General features: G+C 59.6%; 18 protein-coding genes. 15 read left to right on the top strand and 3 right to left on the bottom strand.

Translation table 11 applies throughout. From position 1 onward, the window contains the following. Nucleotides 1-20 precede the first annotated feature (20 nt). The 8 genes from ccoN (at nt 21) to ccoS (ending at nt 8159) form a co-directional block, all read left to right on the top strand. Nucleotides 21-1622 carry a cytochrome-c oxidase, cbb3-type subunit I gene (gene ccoN, locus G0Q00_RS07040; protein ID WP_163037657.1) on the top strand — a complete coding sequence of 534 codons (1602 nt, stop codon included), beginning with the start codon at nt 21-23 and terminating at the stop codon, nt 1620-1622. A 14-nt stretch (nt 1623-1636) separates the two neighbouring features. Beyond that, nucleotides 1637-2371, top strand: a complete 735-nt coding sequence (ccoO, locus tag G0Q00_RS07035; RefSeq protein ID WP_163037655.1) for a cytochrome-c oxidase, cbb3-type subunit II — start codon at nt 1637-1639, stop codon at nt 2369-2371. 12 nt (nt 2372-2383) lie between these two features. Continuing rightward, nucleotides 2384-2560 (top strand): cbb3-type cytochrome c oxidase subunit 3, encoded by a 177-nt coding sequence (locus G0Q00_RS07030; protein WP_163037653.1) that lies wholly within the window; start codon nt 2384-2386, stop codon nt 2558-2560. Between the two features lie 36 nt (nt 2561-2596). Further along, on the top strand, nt 2597-3469 hold the full coding sequence (ccoP, locus tag G0Q00_RS07025) for a cytochrome-c oxidase, cbb3-type subunit III (protein WP_163037651.1): 873 nt from the start codon (nt 2597-2599) through the stop codon (nt 3467-3469). Between the two features lie 393 nt (nt 3470-3862). Beyond that, complete coding sequence (gene ccoG, locus G0Q00_RS07020; RefSeq protein WP_163037649.1) at nt 3863-5275, top strand: cytochrome c oxidase accessory protein CcoG; 1413 nt, start codon at nt 3863-3865, stop codon at nt 5273-5275. A gap of 3 nt (nt 5276-5278) precedes the next feature. Continuing rightward, on the top strand, nt 5279-5764 hold the full coding sequence (locus G0Q00_RS07015) for a FixH family protein (RefSeq protein ID WP_163037647.1): 486 nt from the start codon (nt 5279-5281) through the stop codon (nt 5762-5764). Between the two features lie 33 nt (nt 5765-5797). Then, nucleotides 5798-7993 (top strand): heavy metal translocating P-type ATPase, encoded by a 2196-nt coding sequence (locus G0Q00_RS07010; RefSeq protein ID WP_163037645.1) that lies wholly within the window; start codon nt 5798-5800, stop codon nt 7991-7993. A 4-nt stretch (nt 7994-7997) separates the two neighbouring features. Next, complete coding sequence (gene ccoS, locus G0Q00_RS07005) at nt 7998-8159, top strand: cbb3-type cytochrome oxidase assembly protein CcoS (protein ID WP_163037643.1); 162 nt, start codon at nt 7998-8000, stop codon at nt 8157-8159. 5 nt (nt 8160-8164) lie between these two features. Here the strand turns inward: ccoS and G0Q00_RS07000 are convergent, their stop codons facing one another. Both G0Q00_RS07000 and G0Q00_RS06995 read right to left on the bottom strand, forming a co-directional pair. Then, nucleotides 8165-8770, bottom strand: coding sequence for a response regulator transcription factor (locus G0Q00_RS07000; protein ID WP_163037641.1), 606 nt, complete (start codon nt 8768-8770; stop codon nt 8165-8167). Between the two features lie 172 nt (nt 8771-8942). Further along, complete coding sequence (locus G0Q00_RS06995) at nt 8943-9596, bottom strand: arylesterase (protein ID WP_239058342.1); 654 nt, start codon at nt 9594-9596, stop codon at nt 8943-8945. 27 nt (nt 9597-9623) lie between these two features. Between G0Q00_RS06995 and G0Q00_RS06990 the strand changes: the two genes are divergently transcribed. Both G0Q00_RS06990 and G0Q00_RS06985 read left to right on the top strand, forming a co-directional pair. Continuing rightward, nucleotides 9624-10292, top strand: coding sequence for an ABC transporter ATP-binding protein (locus G0Q00_RS06990; protein WP_163037639.1), 669 nt, complete (start codon nt 9624-9626; stop codon nt 10290-10292). Then, nucleotides 10289-12823, top strand: coding sequence for an ABC transporter permease (locus G0Q00_RS06985; RefSeq protein WP_239058341.1), 2535 nt, complete (start codon nt 10289-10291; stop codon nt 12821-12823). The genes G0Q00_RS06990 and G0Q00_RS06985 overlap by 4 nt, the downstream gene beginning before the upstream one ends. 55 nt (nt 12824-12878) lie before the next feature. Here the strand turns inward: G0Q00_RS06985 and G0Q00_RS06980 are convergent, their stop codons facing one another. Further along, on the bottom strand, nt 12879-14186 hold the full coding sequence (locus G0Q00_RS06980) for an acetylornithine deacetylase/succinyl-diaminopimelate desuccinylase family protein (protein ID WP_203564908.1): 1308 nt from the start codon (nt 14184-14186) through the stop codon (nt 12879-12881). Nucleotides 14187-14388: 202 nt separating this feature from the next. Here G0Q00_RS06980 and G0Q00_RS06975 point away from each other — a divergent pair, with 202 nt between their 5' ends. The 5 genes from G0Q00_RS06975 (at nt 14389) to G0Q00_RS06955 (ending at nt 19320) form a co-directional block, all read left to right on the top strand. Then, nucleotides 14389-15465 (top strand): hypothetical protein, encoded by a 1077-nt coding sequence (locus tag G0Q00_RS06975; RefSeq protein ID WP_163037637.1) that lies wholly within the window; start codon nt 14389-14391, stop codon nt 15463-15465. A 48-nt stretch (nt 15466-15513) separates the two neighbouring features. Beyond that, a complete protein-coding gene (locus G0Q00_RS06970; protein ID WP_163037635.1) occupies nt 15514-15798 on the top strand; it encodes a hypothetical protein in 285 nt (94 codons plus the stop codon). 144 nt (nt 15799-15942) lie between these two features. Then, nucleotides 15943-16215 (top strand): hypothetical protein, encoded by a 273-nt coding sequence (locus tag G0Q00_RS06965; RefSeq protein WP_163037633.1) that lies wholly within the window; start codon nt 15943-15945, stop codon nt 16213-16215. Next, nucleotides 16205-17374 carry a hypothetical protein gene (locus G0Q00_RS06960; protein WP_163037631.1) on the top strand — a complete coding sequence of 390 codons (1170 nt, stop codon included), beginning with the start codon at nt 16205-16207 and terminating at the stop codon, nt 17372-17374. The genes G0Q00_RS06965 and G0Q00_RS06960 overlap by 11 nt, the downstream gene beginning before the upstream one ends. Before the next feature lie 17 nt (nt 17375-17391). Further along, nucleotides 17392-19320 (top strand): ATP-binding protein, encoded by a 1929-nt coding sequence (locus tag G0Q00_RS06955; protein WP_163037629.1) that lies wholly within the window; start codon nt 17392-17394, stop codon nt 19318-19320. Nucleotides 19321-19324: the final 4 nt, after the last annotated feature.

Below are 19324 nucleotides of genomic sequence, written 5' to 3'. Positions count from 1 at the left end.
CAATGACGAAGGGACGCAAAATGTGGGATTACCTCAAACTGGTGATTTTCGCGCTGATAACAGTATTGGCCGCAATCGCCGCTAGCTATGCCCGCGACGTAGCCTACCAAGTACACGCTATTCTGGTAGTTCTGATCGCGGCTGGCCTGTTCGTTTACACACTGCGAGGTGTGGGAAGCGAAAAGGTCGTTGAAACCGGATATATGGATGGGCCCATTCGCGTGGGCGCGGCCTTGACTGCCTTTTGGGGCGTCGTAGGCTTCTTGGTCGGGACGTTCATCGCGTTCCAGCTGGCCTTTCCTGAACTGAACTTTGCCTGGGCCGAAGGTTATTTGAACTTTGGTCGTCTGCGCCCACTGCACACCTCGGCAGTGATTTTCGCATTTGGCGGTACAGCTCTGATTACCAGCTCGTTCTACGTGGTGCAGCGCACCTCGGGTGCACGCCTTTGGGGCGGCAACCTGGCGTGGTTCGTGTTCTGGGGCTACCAGATTGTGATCCTGCTGGCTGCAACCGGTTATCTGCTTGGAGCAACCCACGGTAAAGAATACGCCGAACCCGAATGGTACACCGACCTGTGGCTGACCATCGTTTGGGTGGCTTACCTGGTGGTCTTCATGGGTACGCTGATGAAGCGGAAAGAGCCGCACATCTATGTAGCCAACTGGTTCTTCCTGTCCTTCATCATCACCGTTGCCATGCTGCACGTTGTGAACAACCTGGCTGTTCCCGTGTCGATCTTCGGTTCGAAATCGGTACAGCTGTTTGCTGGTGTACAAGATGCGATGACCCAGTGGTGGTATGGCCACAACGCTGTGGGCTTCTTCCTGACCGCTGGCTTCTTGGGCATGATGTATTACTTCGTGCCGAAGCAGGCTGAACGTCCTGTCTTCTCGTACAAGCTGTCGATCATCCACTTCTGGGCCCTGATCTTCCTGTACATCTGGGCTGGTCCGCACCACCTGCACTACACCGCTCTGCCGGATTGGGCCTCGACCCTTGGTATGGTGTTCTCGATCGTACTGTGGATGCCCAGCTGGGGAGGTATGATCAACGGTCTGATGACCCTGTCGGGTGCATGGGACAAACTGCGCACCGACCCGGTTATCCGTATGATGGTTGTGTCCATCGGCTTCTACGGCATGTCGACCTTCGAAGGTCCGATGATGTCGATCCGCGCCGTGAACTCGCTGTCGCACTACACTGACTGGACCATTGGTCACGTGCACTCGGGTGCTCTTGGCTGGAACGGCATGATCACCTTCGGGATGCTGTACTTCCTAGTCCCCAAACTGTGGAACCGTGCAGGTCTTTACAGCCTGAAACTGGTAAGCTGGCACTTCTGGCTCGCCACCATCGGCATCGTGCTCTACGCCGCGTCGATGTGGGTAACCGGTATCATGGAAGGCCTGATGTGGCGTGAAGTTGATGCGCAAGGCTTCCTTGTGAACTCGTTCGCAGACACCGTTGCCGCTAAGTTCCCGATGTATGTGGTTCGCGGTCTGGGTGGGGTTCTGTTCCTCGCTGGTGCTGTGATCATGTGCTACAACCTCTGGATGACCGTGAAGCGCGCTCCGGCTGCTGAAGCAGCAGGCGACGCAGCAGCGGCACCGGCAGAATAAGGAGGGAATGACTAATGGGAATTCTCGACAAACACGGCGTCATTGAGAAGAACGCCACGATCCTTCTGGTCGGTAGCCTTCTGGTTGTGACCGTGGGTGGCATCGTAGAGATCGCACCGCTCTTCTACCTCGAAAACACGATCGAGGATGTGGAAGGCGTGCGCCCCTACTCGCCGCTCGAGCTTGAGGGCCGGAACATCTATATCCGCGAGGGCTGCTATGTCTGTCACTCGCAGATGATCCGCCCGATGCGCGACGAAGTAGAGCGTTACGGCCACTACAGCCTTGCGGCTGAAAGCCAGTACGACCACCCGTTCCAGTGGGGCTCCAAGCGGACAGGTCCTGACCTTGCCCGCGTCGGTGGCCGCTACTCGGACGAATGGCATGTAGATCACCTGGTTGATCCGCAGTCGGTTGTGCCGGAATCGGTGATGCCGCCGTACGCTTTCCTTTTGGATAAGCTGATCGAGCCGAAATACATCCAGGACGTGATGAAGACGAACCGGATCGTGGGTGTGCCTTACACCGACGAACAGATCGCAAATGCGGAAGCAGATTGGCTAAGCCAAGCTGACCCGGATGGCGACAATTCGGACGTCGACGCGCTCCAGGCACGCTATCCGAAAGCGCAAGCGCGCAACTTCGATGGCAAGCCGGGTGTGTCCGAAATGGACGCTCTGATCGCCTATATGCAGATGTTGGGTACTCTGGTCGACTTCTCGACCTTCACACCTGACGCAAGCCGGTAAGGAGCTGGGATGATGGACACCTATAGCATTATGCGAGCCTTCGCTGACAGCTGGTTCCTGATCGCGATGTTCGCCTTTTTCATCGGGGCAGCAATATTTGCGTTCCGCCCAGGATCGAACAAGGTCCACAAGGACATCGCGAACATCCCCTTCCGCCACGAAGACAAACCTGCCGGTGACCGGGACTGATGTTCCCGGGCGCTCAGCTCAAAAGGAGTTGCGGCAATGAGTAAAAAACCTGTTGAAAAGAAAGATCCCGAAACGACGGGTCACGAATGGGACGGCATTCAGGAGTTTAACAACCCACTGCCCCGTTGGTGGGTCTGGGTGTTCTACGCCACCATCGTTTGGGGTATCTGGTACACAATCGCCTATCCTGCTTGGCCGATGATCAAAGGGGCCACCGCTGGCTACCTTGGCTACTCGACCCGTGCGGAAGTTGCTGAAGAAATCGAACGCTTCAAAGGCATGAACAGCGAATTGGAAGCCCAGCTGGCTTCTGCTGACCTGACCACGCTGAGCCAAGGTTCGGATCTGCACAACTACGCCATTCAGTCGGGCCGAGCGACCTACGCCACCTGGTGTTCGCAGTGTCACGGTTCAGGCGCAAACGGTGCCGTTGGTTATCCGAACCTCTTGGACAATGATTGGCTCTGGGGCGGTACGTTGGAAGACATCCAGATGACGGTTGCCTACGGTATTCGTTCGGACGACAATGACGATACCCGTTATTCGGAAATGCCCGCCTTCGGTGACGATTATCTGAGCGACGAAGAAATCGCACAGGTTGTGGCCTACACCATGTCGCTGTCGTCGGTGACCAAAGACGCTGCTGACATGTCGCTGGTTGCTGACGGTGCCGTGGTCTTTGCGGACAACTGCTCGTCCTGCCACATGGAAGACGGCACGGGTGACCGTACCCAAGGTGCTCCGAACCTGACCGATGCCATCTGGCTGTTCGGTGACGGCAAAGACGCGATCACCGAGGTCGTTTCGGAAGGCCCCTACGGCGTTATGCCTGCCTGGAGCGGCAAGCTGACCGACAGCCAAATCAACGCTGTATCGGCTTACATCCACCAGTTGGGCGGCGGCGAATAAGCCCCGGCCTCTGGCCTAAAACATTCGTCCAAGCGCCTGCGCTTGGACGGCCCAAGATCCGGGGCCTCACTCCCCGGTCAAAGGCACCGACCTCTGATCCTGTTCGCGCGTTTCTCCGAGGTCGGTGCCGCCAAATTTCGAAACCCGGGTGCATGTCGCCCGGGTTTCTTTTTGGTGTGTAGGGAATCAGATTTCCCCTGTGTAATTCCGAGTGTGCTCGCGCCCCCTGCGACCTTTTTGCACTGCGACACTCTGCAAACTCGTCCTTTCTCAGAGGCTTAGATAGGCAGTCGGTGAAAACCTTCAGGAAAAGTCTTGATCCACATCAAGGCTTAGATCTGGAATAGTTCCTAAGTGGAACCTCAAGCGAAACACAGGATCCGAGAAACAGTCATGTCTGACGCCCCAGAGCAGCTATATGCCCCGCGCGAGCCAGTCTTCCCGAAACGGGTAAAGGGCACCTTCCGTAGCCTTAAGTGGTGGATCATGGGGATCACCCTTGGCATCTACTATCTTGCCCCGTGGATCCGTTGGGATCGTGGCCCGAACCTGCCCGATCAGGCGATCCTTGTGGACATGGCCAACCGCCGGTTCTTCTTCTTCTGGATCGAAATCTGGCCGCATGAATTCTATTTCATCGCGGGCCTATTGATCATGGCAGGGCTTGGGTTGTTCCTGTTTACGTCTGCCGCTGGTCGGGTGTGGTGCGGCTATGCCTGTCCGCAGACCGTGTGGACCGACCTTATGATCCTTGTCGAGCGCTGGATCGAAGGCGACCGAAACGCGCGCATCCGTCTGCACCGGCAAAAATGGAATGCCGAGAAGATCCGCAAGCGTCTGGTGAAGTTCATCGCTTGGATCTTGATCGCTGTCGCCACCGGCGGCGCGTGGGTGTTCTATTTTGCCGATGCCCCCACGCTTTTGATGGATTTGGTGGCGGGGCAGGCGCACCCGCTGGCCTATTCGACCGTCTTGGTGCTGACGCTAACCACTTTCTTCTTCGGCGGCATCGCGCGCGAGCAAATCTGCATTTATGCCTGCCCCTGGCCGCGTATTCAGGCGGCTATGATGGACGAAGACACAATCACTATCGCCTATCGCGACTGGCGTGGCGAACCACGAGGCCGTGGTAAGAAACGGGACGATCTGGGCGACTGTATCGACTGTAACGCCTGCGTTGCCGTCTGCCCGATGGGCATCGACATTCGCGATGGCCAGCAGATGGAATGCATCACCTGCGGTCTGTGCATCGATGCCTGTGATGAGATGATGGTGAAGGTCGGCAAAGAACGTGGCTTGATCGACTATCTTGCGCTGAAAGATGAGTCGTACGAACGCGCCGGGAATGTGAAAATCCCGGTGATGAAGCACCTGCTACGTCCGCGCACCATTCTTTACACCTCGCTTTGGACGCTGGTTGGGGTCGCGTTGACCGTGGCCGTGTTTGCCCGTCCCAAAGTCGACGTCACCATTCGCCCCGTCCGTAACCCCACCTATGTGACACTGTCGGACGGTGCGATCCGCAACACCTATGACGTGGGTGTGCGGAACCGCCACGGCGAAGAATGGCCCTATTACTTTACCCTGACAGACGGCAGCCCGCTGACGGTAGAACTGGAAGGCAGCGACAAACTTGTGCTAGTAGCTCCGCCTGATACCGAGGCCAAACAGCGTGTCTATGTTGTTGCGCCTCCGGGTTCGGAAGCCGCCAAGCTGGACCGTACTGACCTGCGCATCTGGGTCGTGGATGGCGTGACCGGAGACCGTGCCCACCTTGACACTGTCTTTAACGGAAGAGGGCGCTGAGCCATGGGTGAGAAAACCGAGAAGAAAGAGTTCGAACTGACGGGCAAACATGTGCTGGCCATCGTGGTTACGGCGTTTTCGATCATCATCGGTGTGAATATCTTCATGGCCTATTCGGCCGTGGGGACATTCCCCGGGCTTGAGACCAAGAATTCGTATGTCGCCAGTCAGAAGTTTGACTCCCAGCGTGCCGCCCAAGAGGGGCTGGGCTGGGACGTGTCCGCCCGGATCGAGGGTGAGACTCTGGTTCTGGATATCAAGGACGAGAACGGCGACGCTGTGACCGTCACTTCGCTTTACGGCCTTCTGGGCCGGGCGACCCATGTGAATGAAGACCAAGAACCTGAATTCAGCCAAGACTCGACCGGCGCTTATGTTGCGCAGGTGGGCAAGCTGGGTGACGGCAACTGGAACCTGCGGATGAATGCAGTGGCGGAAGACGGCACCAGCTTTCAACAGCGGATTCCGATTTATCTGAAGACCAACTAAGTCTTCAAAAAGCGCGCGAACAAGGAATACATTATGGCTGCTCCGATCTCTGCCTGTCCGGCGTGTGACGCTGCCCCGCTTGCGGAAGAGCAAGCGGGCAAGGGCTATCGCGGCAATGGGATGGAAGCGAAGCGGATCATGCTTTCGCTGCCCCAGATTTACTGTGCGGCCTGTATCGCGGGCGTGGAACGTGGGCTGGCCAAACAGGACGGTGTGCGCTCGGCGCGTGTGAACCTGACATTGAAGCGGGCCGTTGTTGATGTGGACCAGGATGTCGAAGCACAGACGTTGGCCGATTATCTGACCGGCATCGGGTTCGAAGCGTACGAGCTAGATCCGGGCCAGTTGAAAGCAACTGCCACCGACAAACACGGCAAAGACCTTTTGATGCGTTTGGGCGTGTCGGGCTTTGCCATGATGAACGTGATGCTGCTGAGCGTCGCGGTCTGGTCGGGGGCCACGGATGCAACGCGCGATCTGTTCCACTGGATCAGCGCGGGCATCGCCATTCCGACCGTGGGCTTCTCAAGCCAGGTGTTCTTCAAATCCGCATGGTCGGCCCTTCGGGTACGCCGGTTGAACATGGATGTACCGATCTCTCTGGCGATCCTGCTGGCGCTGGGCATGTCGATCTATGAAACCATGCACTCGGGCAAGCACGCTTATTTCGATGCAGCCTTGTCGCTGACCTTCTTCCTGCTGGCAGGACGCTATCTGGACTACCGTACGCGTGCGGTCGCTCGATCTGCAGCCGAGGAATTGGCTGCGCTGGAAGTCCCGCGTGCTTTGCGCGTGGTCGCGGGCCAAGCCGACGAACAGGTCCCAGTGTCCGAGCTGGAGCCGGGACAGATCGTGCGCGTCGTGCCGGGATCCCGCGTTCCCGTGGATGGCATCGTCACCGGCGGCGAAAGCGAGCTGGACCGCTCGCTTCTGACCGGGGAAAGCCTGCCTGTGGCGGCGTCGCCGGACAGCATCGTCTCGGCGGGCGAGGTGAACCTGACTGGCCCTCTGACCGTACGCGTAACAGCTGCCGGGCGTGACAGCTCGCTGCACCGGATGGCCGATTTGGTCGCCATCGCGGAAACCGCGCGCAACCGCTATACGTCGCTGGCGGATAAAGCCGCCGCCGTCTATGCGCCGGTGGTGCACATTCTGTCTTTCGCGGCCTTCCTGTTCTGGGTTTGGTATTCCGGCGACTGGCGCATGTCGATGAACATCGCCGTTGCCACGCTGATCATCACTTGCCCTTGTGCGCTGGGTCTGGCTGTACCGGCCGTGACCACGGCGGCCTCGGGCCGTTTGTTCAAGCAGGGGATGCTTTTGAAATCCGCCACCGCGATGGAGCGTCTGGCCGAGGTGGATCACGTCGTGTTCGACAAGACCGGCACTCTGACCGAGGGTAAGCCCGCACTGGATGCACTGGCCCGCCACAAGGACCGCGACCTGCAGGTCGCGCTTGCGTTGGCCGAAGGTTCCAGCCACCCGCTGGCTCAATCCCTGACCCAAGCTGCCCGCGCCGCTGGCGTGCACCCCGCCGAGGTGTCTCAAGTGACCGAGGTTCCGGGCAAGGGCATCGAAGGGCAGTGGACCGGAAAAACCGTCCGCCTTGGCCGCGCCGAATGGCTGGGCGCCAACGCTGTTGGGCAAACCGCGACCTATCTGTCGATCTCGGGCGCCAAGCCGGTGGCCTTCACCTTCACCGATGCGCTGCGCCCCGGTGTAGAAGAGGCGATCACCGCCCTGAAAGCCAAAGGCATGGGCGTCACGCTGATTTCGGGCGATGTGCCCGCCGCGGTGGCCGACATCGCGGGTCGTGTGGGCATCGAAGACTGGCAGGCCGACACGCTGCCCGAAGACAAGGCCGAGTTCGTGGCTCGTCTGGGTAAGTCGGGCCGCAAGGTGCTGATGGTTGGCGACGGTCTGAACGACACGGCGGCACTGGCGGCTGCGCATGTCTCGATCTCGCCTGCATCTGCGCTGGAAGCCGCCCGCGTGGTGTCCGACATCGTGCTGCTGGGCAAATCGATGGAGCCGCTGGCCGGTGCCATCGACATGTCGAAATCGGCCACCCGCCGGATCAAGGAAAACTTCGCTATCTCAGCAGGTTACAACCTCATTGCCATTCCGGTTGCCCTGTTGGGCTTTGCAACACCATTGGCCGCAGCCCTTGCCATGTCGACCTCGTCGGTGTCAGTGTCATTGAACGCTCTGCGTCTGAAGAAAGGCTAAGCCGATGAACGTCCTTGTGTACCTGATCCCCATTTCCTTGCTTTTGGGAGCGCTGGGTCTGGCTGCGTTCTTCTGGACCTTGAAGACGGAACAATATGACGACCCCGATGGGGACGGTCAGCGTATTCTTAGCGATAGGTGGGATGATAATCCGCCGGAAGAGTAACGTCGCTACACGATCCCGTTTCGCAACGCGATCATCGCGGCATGGGTGCGGTTCTTCGCACCCAGCTTGGTGATGATCGACCGCATATGCATCTTCACGGTGACCTCCTGAATGCCAAATATATGGGCGATTTCCTTGTTCTGGCGACCCGCACAGAGGCTGTCCAGAATTTGCATCTCGCGCCGTGATAATCTGGTGCCGTGCTGGTCGATATTTGGCCGATGAGAGATGGGGTAGGCCATCAGACCAAGGTCTTCGCTGATCAGGGTCAGGATGCTGGCCAGAGCGGTCTCGGAGATTTCGACCGGCGCCCCCACGCAAGCCCCCGTCCGCAGGGCTTGCCGCAGCAGGTCCACCTCTTTCTTGGGCAGCAAGAGCGCGACGGCCAACCGCTTGTCACGACGACACAGCTTTTCGATGGCCTTCAGACCACCGAGGTCGGGCAAACGATAGTCGATGACAGCACAATCATATCCGGGCGCTTTCCCAAGCGTGTCCAAAGCGCGCTGCATCGAGTCGGCTTCAAATGGGGAAGGAATGCCGCAACTCTCGGCGGCGGCAAGAACCGTGCGCCGAAGCGTGGCATCATCAGAGGCAATCAGCAGTTTCATAGCGGCGCTCCGCACCTTGCGTCGCGTAAAATGGCACGACCAGCTATGACGGGCTCTGAATTGGCAGCGCCAAGACAATCCGCATTGGTGTCACAGAAGGCCGAACTAATGCGGGTCACCCGTCAGAAAACAGCGTTCTTACGCATGCCGAAAGCGTGCGCAGTCACGTGAATTATCTCACTAAGGATACCACAGAAGGGACTATTTTGTCCACAATCAGGGCAACGCCCTGCTGGTTCGGGTGCAGCCCGTCGGCCTGAAGATACAGGCGCCGCGCGTCGGCGAATGTCCCGGCGGTGGCGATGCCATCTAGGAAGTTCGGGAACAGATCGACGCTGAATTCCTGAGCAAGATCCGGGAAAACCTGCTGGAAATCAGCGCGGTAGCCTTCGCCGAAATTGGATGACGCAAGGACGCCGATCAGCAGGGTTGGGATGCCCTTGTCCTGCAGTTCCGTCAGGATTGCGGCAAGATTGCGCTGCGTTTCTTCCGGCGAGATACCGCGCAGCATGTCATTTCCGCCAAGCGCGACCATAGCGACGTCGATGTCGTCGGTCAGGATCCACCCAAGACGTGCGGCTCCTCCGGCCGAGGTGTCCCCGGATACGCCCGCATTGACCACTTGAACGTCCAGGCCTTGCTCGGTTAACGCGGTTTCCAACTGGGGCACGAACCCCTCAGCCTGCGGCAGGCCATATCCAGCCGTCAAACTATCACCCAGCGCAAGAATCGTAGTGGTTTCCGCTTGCGCCGCACAGGCCATGAAAACTGTCAGGAATAGCCCCTTGAGACCGCGGGCCAAAACCCCATATGCAGCTGATATCATGCCATTCTCCTAAAGAAGGTCTGCCCCATGACGACCCCGGTTCTATCCCTGCGCGACGTGCGCCTGACGCTTGGCAATAATGCAGGCCGGACTGAGATCCTCAAGGGCATTGACCTAAATGTGACTACTGGCGAAACCGTGGGTCTGACGGGGCCGTCCGGGTCGGGTAAATCCTCGCTTCTGATGCTTATGGGCGGGCTGGATCAGGCCACAGGTGGAAGCGTTCAGGCGCTGGGTCAAGACCTTGGCGCGATGAACGAAGATCGGCTGGCGCGGTTCCGCCGCGACCACATGGGCGTTGTGTTTCAGTCCTTTCATCTGATCCCGACCATGACTGCACTGGAAAACGTCGCGACCCCCTTGGAACTGGCCGGTGTGTCCGACGCGTTCGACCGCGCCACGCAAGAGCTTGAGGCAGTGGGTCTATCCCATCGTCTGCACCATTATCCCAGCCAGATGTCGGGCGGCGAACAACAGCGTGTCGCGCTTGCCCGCGCTGCCGCGCCCCGGCCCGAAATCCTGCTGGCGGATGAACCGACTGGTAATCTGGACGGCACTACCGGAGCCTCGATCATGGATCTGCTGTTTGGACTGCGCGACCGTCACGGATCGACCCTGATCCTTGTCACCCACGCCCCCGAACTGGCCGAGCGCTGTGACCGCGTGGTGCACATCCAAGACGGGCGACTTGCATGATCCAGAACATCGCCCAGAATTTCGGGATGGCCTGGCGCCTGACCCGGCGCGAGCTGCGCGGCGGGATCAAAGGCTTCCGTATCTTCCTTGCTTGCCTGATCCTGGGTGTTGCCGCCATCGCTGCCGTCGGGTCGGTGCGCGAAGCCTTGCGCGCTGGCCTGTCCAGCCAAGGCGCAGTGCTGCTCGGAGGCGATGCTTCGATCTCTTTCACCTATCGCTTCGCGGATGAGGCCGAACTGGCCATGATCTCAGACGCAGCCGTCGACCTGTCGGTCATCGCCGATTTCCGATCCATGATCGTGGTCGGCGAGGAACGCGCACTGACACAGGTGAAAGCCGTTGATGACGCCTATCCGCTCTATGGCACGGCGAGGTTGGACCCACCGATGCCGATGGCCGCCGCGCTGGACGGGGTGAACGGCCAGCCCGGGATCGTCATGGACGATCTTCTAATCGATCGTTTGGGCCTTGAGGTCGGTGACAGTTTGACATTGGGCGAAATCCCCTTTGTCCTGATGGCCGAGCTGGTCAGCGAACCGGACAACGCCACGGGCGGGTTCGGGCTTGGCCCGCGTTCGATCCTGCGCCGCTCGGCGCTGGACGGCTCCAGCCTGTTGTCTGAAGGCACGCTGTTTGACAGCCACTATCGCATGCGCCTGCCCGAGGGCGGCATCGGCCCGGCCTATGGCGTGCTGATGCCCGCGCTTGAACCCAACGGCGCACGATGGCAGGACGCGCGCGATGGCGCGCCCGGGATGCGGCGCCTGATCGACCGTCTGGGCGCTTTCCTTGTCCTTGTCGGGCTGGCGGGGCTGGCGGTCGGAGGCGTCGGCATCTCGGCCGCGATCCGGTCTTATCTGGACGAAAAAACCGGCACAATTGCGATCCTGCGCGCCCTTGGTGCCGAACGTCGTGTGATCTTCCTGACCTACTTTTTACAGATCGGCACTCTGACCCTTCTGGGGTTGGCGCTGGGCGTGATTCTCGGCGCGCTGATCCCGGCACTGCTGGTCCCCGTCATCGCGCAGTCGCTGCCGGTGTCAGCCGAACTGACCCTCTATCCCCGCCCACTGGCCGAGGCTGCGCTTTACGGCGTCCTTGCCGCACTCCTTTTCACCCTTTGGCCCCTGGCCCGCACGGAAGAGGTCAAAGCCGCCGACCTGTTCCGCGATGCAGCCCTTGGCTCGAACCGCCTGCCGCGTCCACTGTTCATTGGGCTCTGCGTCGCCATTCTGGCGCTGCTGGTCTGGGTGGCGGCAAAGTTCTCGGGCATGGCGCCCTTGGCGATGTGGAGCTTCATCGGCCTTGGCGGCGCCTTTGCCACGCTGGTCCTGACAGGGATAGCCGTGAAATACGCCGCCCGCTGGTTGGGTCACCGCCAAATCCTGCGCCGCGTGCCAACCCTGCGCATGGCCTTCACCGCCGTGGGCGGCCCGGGAGGCGAGGCCGGGGCGGTGGTCCTATCGCTCGGTCTTGGGTTGGCCGTTCTTGCTGCCGTGGGCCAGATCGACAACAACCTGCGCGGCGCGATCTCGCGCGACTTGCCAGACGTGGCCCCAAGTTTCTTCGTTGTGGACATCCAGCCCGACCAGATCGACGCCGTAAAGGCGCGTCTGAACGGCGACCCCTTCGTCAGCCGCATCGACACCGCCCCTATGCTGCGCGGCGTGATCACCCAGATCAATGACCGTCCCGCGGGCGAGGTCGCCGGTGGTCATTGGGTCATCCGTGGCGATCGGGGTCTGACCTATTCCGCAAAACCCACCCGTACGACGGTGGTCGAGGGCGAATGGTGGCCCGAGGACTACCAAGGCCGGCCCCAGATCAGTTTCGCCGCCGAGGAAGCGCGTGAGATGGGGATTGGCATCGGAGACCAGCTGACCATCAACATTCTGGGTCGCGATATCACCGGCGAAATCACATCACTGCGCGAGGTGGATTTCAGTCAGGCGGGCATGGGCTTTATCCTGACGATGAACCCGTTCGCGCTGGCGGGTGCACCGCACAGCTATATCGCCACGATCTATTCCAAGCAGGAAGGCGAGGCCGCGATCCTGCGCGATCTGGGCAATGCCCACCCGAACATCACCCTGATCTCGGTCCGTGACGCGATCACCCAGATCACCGGATTGATGGGGCAGGTGGCTGCTGCAATCACGTATGGCGCACTGGCCACGCTGGTCACCGGGTTCGTGGTACTTATGGGCGCTGCCGCCGCCGGGGAACGTGCCCGCACTTACGAGGCTGCAATCCTGAAAACCCTCGGCGCGACCCGTGCAGGTATCCTTGTAAACTTCGCCATCCGCTCGGCAGTGTTGGGTGCAGCTGCTGGCGTGGTCGCCGTGGTTGCAGGGGGCATCGCAGGCTGGGCCGTGACGCACTACATCATGGAAGAGAGCTTCGCCTTCGACCTGCAAAACGCCCTTGCCATCGTGTCCGGCGGTGTCGCCGCCACCGTCCTGGCAGGCCTCTTCTTCGCCTTCCGCCCGCTCTCGGCCAAACCCGCCCGCGTCCTGCGCGCCCGCGAGTAACGCCGCATTTTCTTGCCATAAATATCCCGGGGGAGCCTGAGCGGACATTGTCCGGTCAGGCGGGGGCAGCGCCCCCATTGTCCTGACCGAGCAATTCCTTCAACACCAAGGCCATGACGCCCGCGCTGTCGATCATGTCCTGCACACCCACCCATTCGTCGGGCTGGTGTGCCAGATCCAGAATGCCTGGCCCATAGGCGATGCAGTTCTTCAGCTTGCCGATGCGGTCGATATGCTTCTGGTCATAGGTGCCGGGGCTGACCACGTAAGAAGGCTGCGCGCCCAGCACCTTCTCGATCGCCGCAGCCGTTGAGGTCACAACCGGTGCGTCCTTATCAGTCATGGTCGGAATGACCTCGTGCATGTCGCGGATCTCGCACTCGAAGTTCGGGCGTTCAGCCCGGATCGCTTCCAACATCCGGCTGACCTCGGCCTTCACCTCGGTGATGTCCTCTTCCATCAGGAAGCGTCGGTCGATCACGATGCGGCAGCGGTCGGCTACACAGGGTGCAGGTAGCCCGGTGAAATCTGGATCCTGTTCTGGCTCGCCGCCGTGGATCGAGTTGATGTTTAGTGTCGATTGCTTCGCACCCTCGGGCACCACCGGCATGTCGGTGCGTTTGGTGGCGAGAAGCGGGAACAGGTGGCGCTCCATCTCTTCCAACACCGCGCCCATATGGCGAATGGCGCTATCGCCTAAGAAGGGCATCGATCCGTGGGCAATTCGCCCCTTGGTCTCGATCTCGGCCCACCAGACGCCTCGATGGCCAAGACAGATACGGTCTTTGTTCAGAGGTTCGGGGATGATCACATGTTGCACGCGATCCGGGTCGAAATAGCCCTTCTCGGCAAGATAGGCGACGCCGCCATAGCCTCCCGATTCCTCATCCGCCGTGGCGCTGATTTCCACCGCGCCTGCATGGTCCGGGTAGAGCGCGACGAAGGCCTCGGCCGCGATGATCGAGGCCGCCAGCCCGCCCTTCATATCGCATGCTCCGCGCCCATAGACCTTGCCGTCTTCCAATTCGCCGCCAAACGGGTCCTTGGTCCAGCCGTGACCCACCTCGACCACATCATGGTGGCTGTTGAAATGCACACATTCGCCGGGCGCCTTACCCTCGTGTCGGCAAATCACGTTCCAGCGGGGATAGTCTGCACTGTCGCCCGGCGTGCCCTCGGCCCGGATCAGTTCGACTGTCCAGCCTTGCGCACCCATCCGCTCGGCTATGTAGGTGCAGATGGTGCGATATTCGCGGCCCGGAGGGTTCAGCGTCGGGATGCGGATCAGGTCTTGGGTCAGCCGGATCAGGTCATCCTGACGGCGCGCAATTTCGGTCAAAAGCGGGTCGATTTTGTCGGTCATGCCAAGACCCTAGGCGCACTGCGCACGTATCTCAATGGTGGATATAAACCCCGTCGAATTTCGCGGAAAACGCGAAGGAAAACGCTGTTGTGGGGCTTTAAATCGCGGTAAGCTCAACCTAAATAGAAATGTAATAGTGATTAACATGCTTCGCGCGGGCAGCAAGACCTGACCGAAGATTTGGTGGATAGAAGGAGGGCATATGTCCAGTTTTGATAAGCAGATTCGTGAAAGCCAAACGCAGGTTGAAGAGGCGCAGGCCAAGATTTCCGAACTGACCACACGGATCGAAACCGCGCGTGCGAAAGCCGCCAGCGGTGAAGACATCTCGATCGACATCGAAAACGCGACGCTGGACGACGTGCACGCCCACACCGAAGCGATGAATGCCAACATCGCCGAACTGATCATGGGTCTGGACGACGTGACCTCGGGCTTTTCGACCGACTTTGACCAGATGCGGTCGAAGACGGGCTGGGAAAGCTTTGTGGGCATCTTCTCGAAAGCAAAATCGGAAAGCATGCGTCAGGAACGGATGCGCACGGCCTCGATCGACGACAAGCTGCAAGAGCTGATCGCGCAGTCGGATAGCATTGTGAACCTTCTGGAAGGTCAGCTGGCGATGCTGAACGAGCAGAAGGAAAAGGTCGGCGAAAACCTGACCGCCACGCTGGACGAGCGCGAAATGACCGTGGGCGAGCTGGAAAGCCTGCGTGCCGAAATCCTTGGCATGGACCCCAAGATCATCGAACTTGAAAACAAGATCGCCAACGAACAGGACGCCGCCAAACGCACGCAGCTTGAGACCGAGCTGGCCGATCTGAACAGCCAGTACAACGAGATGGTGCAGGAAGAGCAAGTGAAGCTTGCCAAGTCACAGACGTTGGAGCGCTATATCGAGAAGGGCAAAACCTGGGTCGATTCGCTGCAGAACCAAGCCGCGACGCAGATGGTGCTGATCAACAAACTGCAAACAGACACCAAGCAACGCGTGGTGCTGTATGATGCGCTGACCAAGTCATTGAAGACCGCGCAACAGCAGGATGTGGCGCACCGGATCAACGAAATCGGCGTCGAGACCGACAAGGAAGCCCAAGCCGCCATGGCTGCGATTGGCACGGCAACGAACCAGCGCATGGCTGACATGATGGAAGCCCACGAAGACCAGATGGTCTTTGCCCGCGACGTGCTGGAGCAGAAGGCCAAAGCCGACGAACGCTTCGCCCGCCGCTTCGCCGAGATCGTCGAGAAGCACGACAAGAACCTGTATGGGGAATAAGTGCGGTTCTCCTCGCAACAAAATCTAGTCGTTCTTATATCGGGCTTGATGATCCTTGTTGATCTGATAGCGCTGTCCGGTCCGTTGATTGAATGGAAAACGGGCTCGACGGAAGAGGGGATCTATATGTGGCAGTTGGGTCTGTATGGAATGTTCGCTGCTGCGGCTCGATGGGTGTTGCGTGCAATCTGGTTCGAATATCGTGGCAGTGAGCTGATGCTGAGGGTTGGTTGGACGCCCCAAAGGCTCTTTAGTGAATCTTGGAGCGCACGCCACAATCGGTGGATGTTCCATGTTGATGAGCAGGGAAAGGATAGGGACTTAGATGTTTGAAATCGGAACACTTGATCGCAAGTCGAGCAGCCGATGTAAGTTTCGCCCGGTCGATAGTCCGGGCTGCGCCCGACCCTCCCCACGGGAGGGCGCTTCGCACCCACCCAGGGTCAGGCGCCGCCCTCATCGGTTTGATTGAAAGCTATGACGAACGAAACCCAGAGCTTCAAACGCACAACTGCGCGGTCGTTTCCCAAATATACGATCTTGATCACAGCAGTCGTCGCCGCGTCGTTTGCTCTGGAATGGCTACTGTTTGGTTCGATCCAGATGGATAGCCTCTGGACCATAATCCGGGGTCTTTGGTTCGCCTATGTACTGCTGATGGAAGTGCTCGAGTATCTTCAGACACTTTGGGACTTTGTGAAATGGGTTTGGTCTTGGTTTGTGCCCAAAAAGGAAAGCGATGAGCGATAACATCAAAACCTCCGAACGTGCCGCGGCCGGCTTTGCCCCCCGCGACCATGCCGAGCTGACGGATACGCAGATCACGCGGCGCTACTTCTCGAAATTCGAGAAGATAACCGCGCATCTGGCCCGTGTGGCCGGGCAGATGGAGGTCGAGGGCAAGTTGAGCCGCGACGAGGTCGACGTGCTCGCCCGCTACCTGATCAAGCTGGGCCTTAGCTTCAAGGCGCTGGCCAACAAGTATCACATGTCCGAAACGGCCTATGGGCTGGGCGGGGCGACGCTGACCTTTGATAGGCGCGACAGCGGGTTTCCGATCCATGCGGAACTTCTGCAAATGGCGTCCGACGCCGCGCAGGCGGATACGCATCTGAAGGGCATGGCCTCCGCCCGCGATCTGAAAAGCCAGATGGTCAGCCAGATTGTCGGTGATCTGAGCGTGCCGAAGAAGCTGCAATACGCCCTGTCACAGCGGCTCTATTATGAAGAGCTGCAAAAGGGCGACCTTTTCTGGCCCCAGATGCATCCCGACGTGATCTGGCGCCACAACAAGGGCGAGGGCCGCGATCCCCGCCGCGTCTATCTGGCCCATTGGGCGGTCTATGACAGCGAGGTCAACCTGCCCACCATCTATCTGATGGAACTGGAAGACACCGGCCGCACCGCGCTGCCCAAAGACGAACGCCGTTGGCCTCAGGTCCAGTCGCATTTGATGGCGCAGTCGATGGCTGGGTTGCAACTTGTGACCATCGCCACCGGGTTCGATAAGGATTTCGACGACCTGCACCCGAAACGTCTGCGCCGCTTCCATGTCGGCCCGATGTACAGCCATACGTTTACCCGTCAAACCGGCCCTCTGCGTGAGGTTTTGGAGCAAGCCAAAAGCCCGCCCGGCGAAGACTGGGCGTTGGCATGGACCGTGGAAGAGCTGAAAAGCGCCTCGGTGAAGGAGGAGAAATCCGGCTGGTTCGGGAAGGTGGAACGTCAGGTCTTCGCGCTCGATCCGTTTGCCGGGGCGGGGTCCACCATCGGCGCGACCAGCATGGAACGCGCCATCATCATGCCCGAGCGCCCGTTTCAGGTGCTGGCCGAAAAGAACCCCGCCGGGTTCCACGACGTACGCAAATTTGTTGTCAGCCCGGGTGGCCGGGTGCTGTCATATCGTTGATTTTTTAGGAGTATTTCATGTCTCACCCCGCTGATCTGATGGAGCTTCGCGAAGAGGAAATCCGCGCGCATTATGCGGCTGCGGCGGGGCATCTGGACGGGTTCGATCACACGCCCCGGATTGCCAAGCCGAAGGAAGCGCCCAAGGCGGAACGCAGCCCCGGCATTGGACGCGCGCGACGGTTCCGGTCGACCACGCCGGGTCTGGTCACGCGGTCCACCGCGCGGCCCGAAGGCGTGCATCTGGTCGAACGGATCGAAGGCTCGGACGGGGATGATCCGCTGGTGTCCCCCATGCAGGCAACCGTCCTGCACACGCTGCGCCGCGCCATTGCGATTGCTTTGGCGGTGGGTGAGGGGTTTGCCGAGCAAACCGAACTCGCCGCCCTGCGTCGCGCGAACCTCGAGGGCCGTCTAGGCGCAGACAAATCCACTGCGTTCTCGGAACTTCTGACCGCCGAGGCGCTGATCGTCCTTTACGTCTTCGGCAACGCGACCTCGTACCTTCTGGCTGACCACGCCAGCGGAACCCCGATTGAGGTCGGCGCGGTCGAAGAGATCCTGACCGACAACGCCCCACTCGCCCTGAATGGCGCATTGTGGGAGCTGGATCAGGAGCTTGCCACCTTCGTGACCTCCGAAGACAAGCTGGTGCCCACGGTGCTGGCCTATGTCGAACAGCTGATGGAGAAGGTCGCGCTTCGTGCCCAAACAGCCAGCCACCTTGGTCCGTTCACCTCGGCCAACTACCGGGTCGAGGCAGATGATCTGACCATCTCGGGCTTCACGCCGCCCCGCGCCCATCGCGGCTCGAAACTGACGATGACCTTCAAGAAACCGCATCAAGTCGTGGGCAACCACATCGCGAAATACCAAGCGATGAAGCTGGCCAAGATGCTGATGGCCTATGACTTCGACCGCAAACTGAACCCCTTCGCGGAACTGGGTGGCTTCATCTTCACCTTCATGGGCGACGGCAAGCCGGGCACGGGTAAAACCACGCTGATCCAGATGATGGCCGGGCTGATCAATGACTACTGCGCGGTGGCGGGCTATCCGTTCCGGTACCAGAATTTCGGCATCGACAATATCGACAGCTATCAGGGCAAGTCGGGCCAGAACGCCAAGGCATTTATCAACAACGTGCTCGACCCCAATGTGATCGGCTTTGGCACCGTGGATGACATCGACCAGATCGCGGGCAAACGCGGGGATCGTCAATCCTCGGCCGGTCAGCAAGAGGTCACGGCGGTTCTGATGGAAAGCTTCGCGGGCGCTAACACCGTAGTGCGCGGGAACTGCACCTTCGGCATGTTCTCGAACTATCCCGAGAACGTGGACGACGCCCTGCGCCAACGCGCCGGCGCGCGCTTCTTGGTGGATGGTCCCCAAACGCGCGAGGACTATATCGACATCCTGCATCTGCTCATGGGCAAGAACCACGACATCCCGCTGGGGAACCACGACCTGTACGGCGCGCAGGAAATCAAATCCGCTGTCGCCCGCAGCTTCGAGGCGCATAACAAGCCGCAGGAAACCGGCCTGATGAACGTCTTTGACAAGGTCTATGACCAGATCGGAGAGCTGGACGATATCGCAAAAATCGGCACCTATCTGAAAGGCATTCAGGAAGCCGACGAGCGCTTCACGGGCCGCTCGATCAAGAACATCACCGACGCGGTGAAAGTCCGCGCGATGGACTTTGAGCTGCCCGACGAATGGATGGAAAACCCCGAACTGTTCTTGGTCAAAGACTATGACACCAAGAAAGACATGATTTCTGAACTGCGCGTGCCCATCACCACCGACATGGTGATCCAAGAGGTCAACCGCTACGCCGATTCAGAATTCCGCTATGCCGACAAATCCGACGAGGTCGCCATCGAGGCAATGGTCCGAGACCTTGGCCGTCAGGAAGAGGCGAAGAAAAGGTATTTAGAGGAGTAGAATT

This window comes from Aliiroseovarius sp. PrR006 (genome assembly GCF_010500215.1).
In the GTDB taxonomy this organism is placed as follows: Bacteria; Pseudomonadota; Alphaproteobacteria; order Rhodobacterales; family Rhodobacteraceae; genus Aliiroseovarius.
This window is presented reverse-complemented; position numbering and strand designations above follow the sequence as displayed.

What these genes read in the sequence shown, in the direction of transcription:
- G0Q00_RS06975 (WP_163037637.1), top strand. Translation starts at nt 14,389, where the DNA reads ATGTCCAGTTTTGATAAGCAGATTCGTGAAAGCCAAACGCAGGTTGAA.
- G0Q00_RS06960 (WP_163037631.1), top strand. Translation starts at nt 16,205, where the DNA reads ATGAGCGATAACATCAAAACCTCCGAACGTGCCGCGGCCGGCTTTGCC.
- ccoN (WP_163037657.1), top strand. Translation starts at nt 21, where the DNA reads ATGTGGGATTACCTCAAACTGGTGATTTTCGCGCTGATAACAGTATTG.
- G0Q00_RS06980 (WP_203564908.1), bottom strand. Translation starts at nt 14,186, where the DNA reads ATGACCGACAAAATCGACCCGCTTTTGACCGAAATTGCGCGCCGTCAG.
- ccoG (WP_163037649.1), top strand. Translation starts at nt 3,863, where the DNA reads ATGTCTGACGCCCCAGAGCAGCTATATGCCCCGCGCGAGCCAGTCTTC.
- ccoO (WP_163037655.1), top strand. Translation starts at nt 1,637, where the DNA reads ATGGGAATTCTCGACAAACACGGCGTCATTGAGAAGAACGCCACGATC.
- G0Q00_RS06990 (WP_163037639.1), top strand. Translation starts at nt 9,624, where the DNA reads ATGACGACCCCGGTTCTATCCCTGCGCGACGTGCGCCTGACGCTTGGC.
- G0Q00_RS06955 (WP_163037629.1), top strand. Translation starts at nt 17,392, where the DNA reads ATGTCTCACCCCGCTGATCTGATGGAGCTTCGCGAAGAGGAAATCCGC.
- ccoS (WP_163037643.1), top strand. Translation starts at nt 7,998, where the DNA reads ATGAACGTCCTTGTGTACCTGATCCCCATTTCCTTGCTTTTGGGAGCG.
- G0Q00_RS07000 (WP_163037641.1), bottom strand. Translation starts at nt 8,770, where the DNA reads ATGAAACTGCTGATTGCCTCTGATGATGCCACGCTTCGGCGCACGGTT.
- G0Q00_RS07030 (WP_163037653.1), top strand. Translation starts at nt 2,384, where the DNA reads ATGGACACCTATAGCATTATGCGAGCCTTCGCTGACAGCTGGTTCCTG.
- G0Q00_RS06985 (WP_239058341.1), top strand. Translation starts at nt 10,289, where the DNA reads ATGATCCAGAACATCGCCCAGAATTTCGGGATGGCCTGGCGCCTGACC.
- ccoP (WP_163037651.1), top strand. Translation starts at nt 2,597, where the DNA reads ATGAGTAAAAAACCTGTTGAAAAGAAAGATCCCGAAACGACGGGTCAC.
- G0Q00_RS06995 (WP_239058342.1), bottom strand. Translation starts at nt 9,596, where the DNA reads ATGATATCAGCTGCATATGGGGTTTTGGCCCGCGGTCTCAAGGGGCTA.
- G0Q00_RS07015 (WP_163037647.1), top strand. Translation starts at nt 5,279, where the DNA reads ATGGGTGAGAAAACCGAGAAGAAAGAGTTCGAACTGACGGGCAAACAT.
- G0Q00_RS06965 (WP_163037633.1), top strand. Translation starts at nt 15,943, where the DNA reads ATGACGAACGAAACCCAGAGCTTCAAACGCACAACTGCGCGGTCGTTT.
- G0Q00_RS06970 (WP_163037635.1), top strand. Translation starts at nt 15,514, where the DNA reads ATGATCCTTGTTGATCTGATAGCGCTGTCCGGTCCGTTGATTGAATGG.
- G0Q00_RS07010 (WP_163037645.1), top strand. Translation starts at nt 5,798, where the DNA reads ATGGCTGCTCCGATCTCTGCCTGTCCGGCGTGTGACGCTGCCCCGCTT.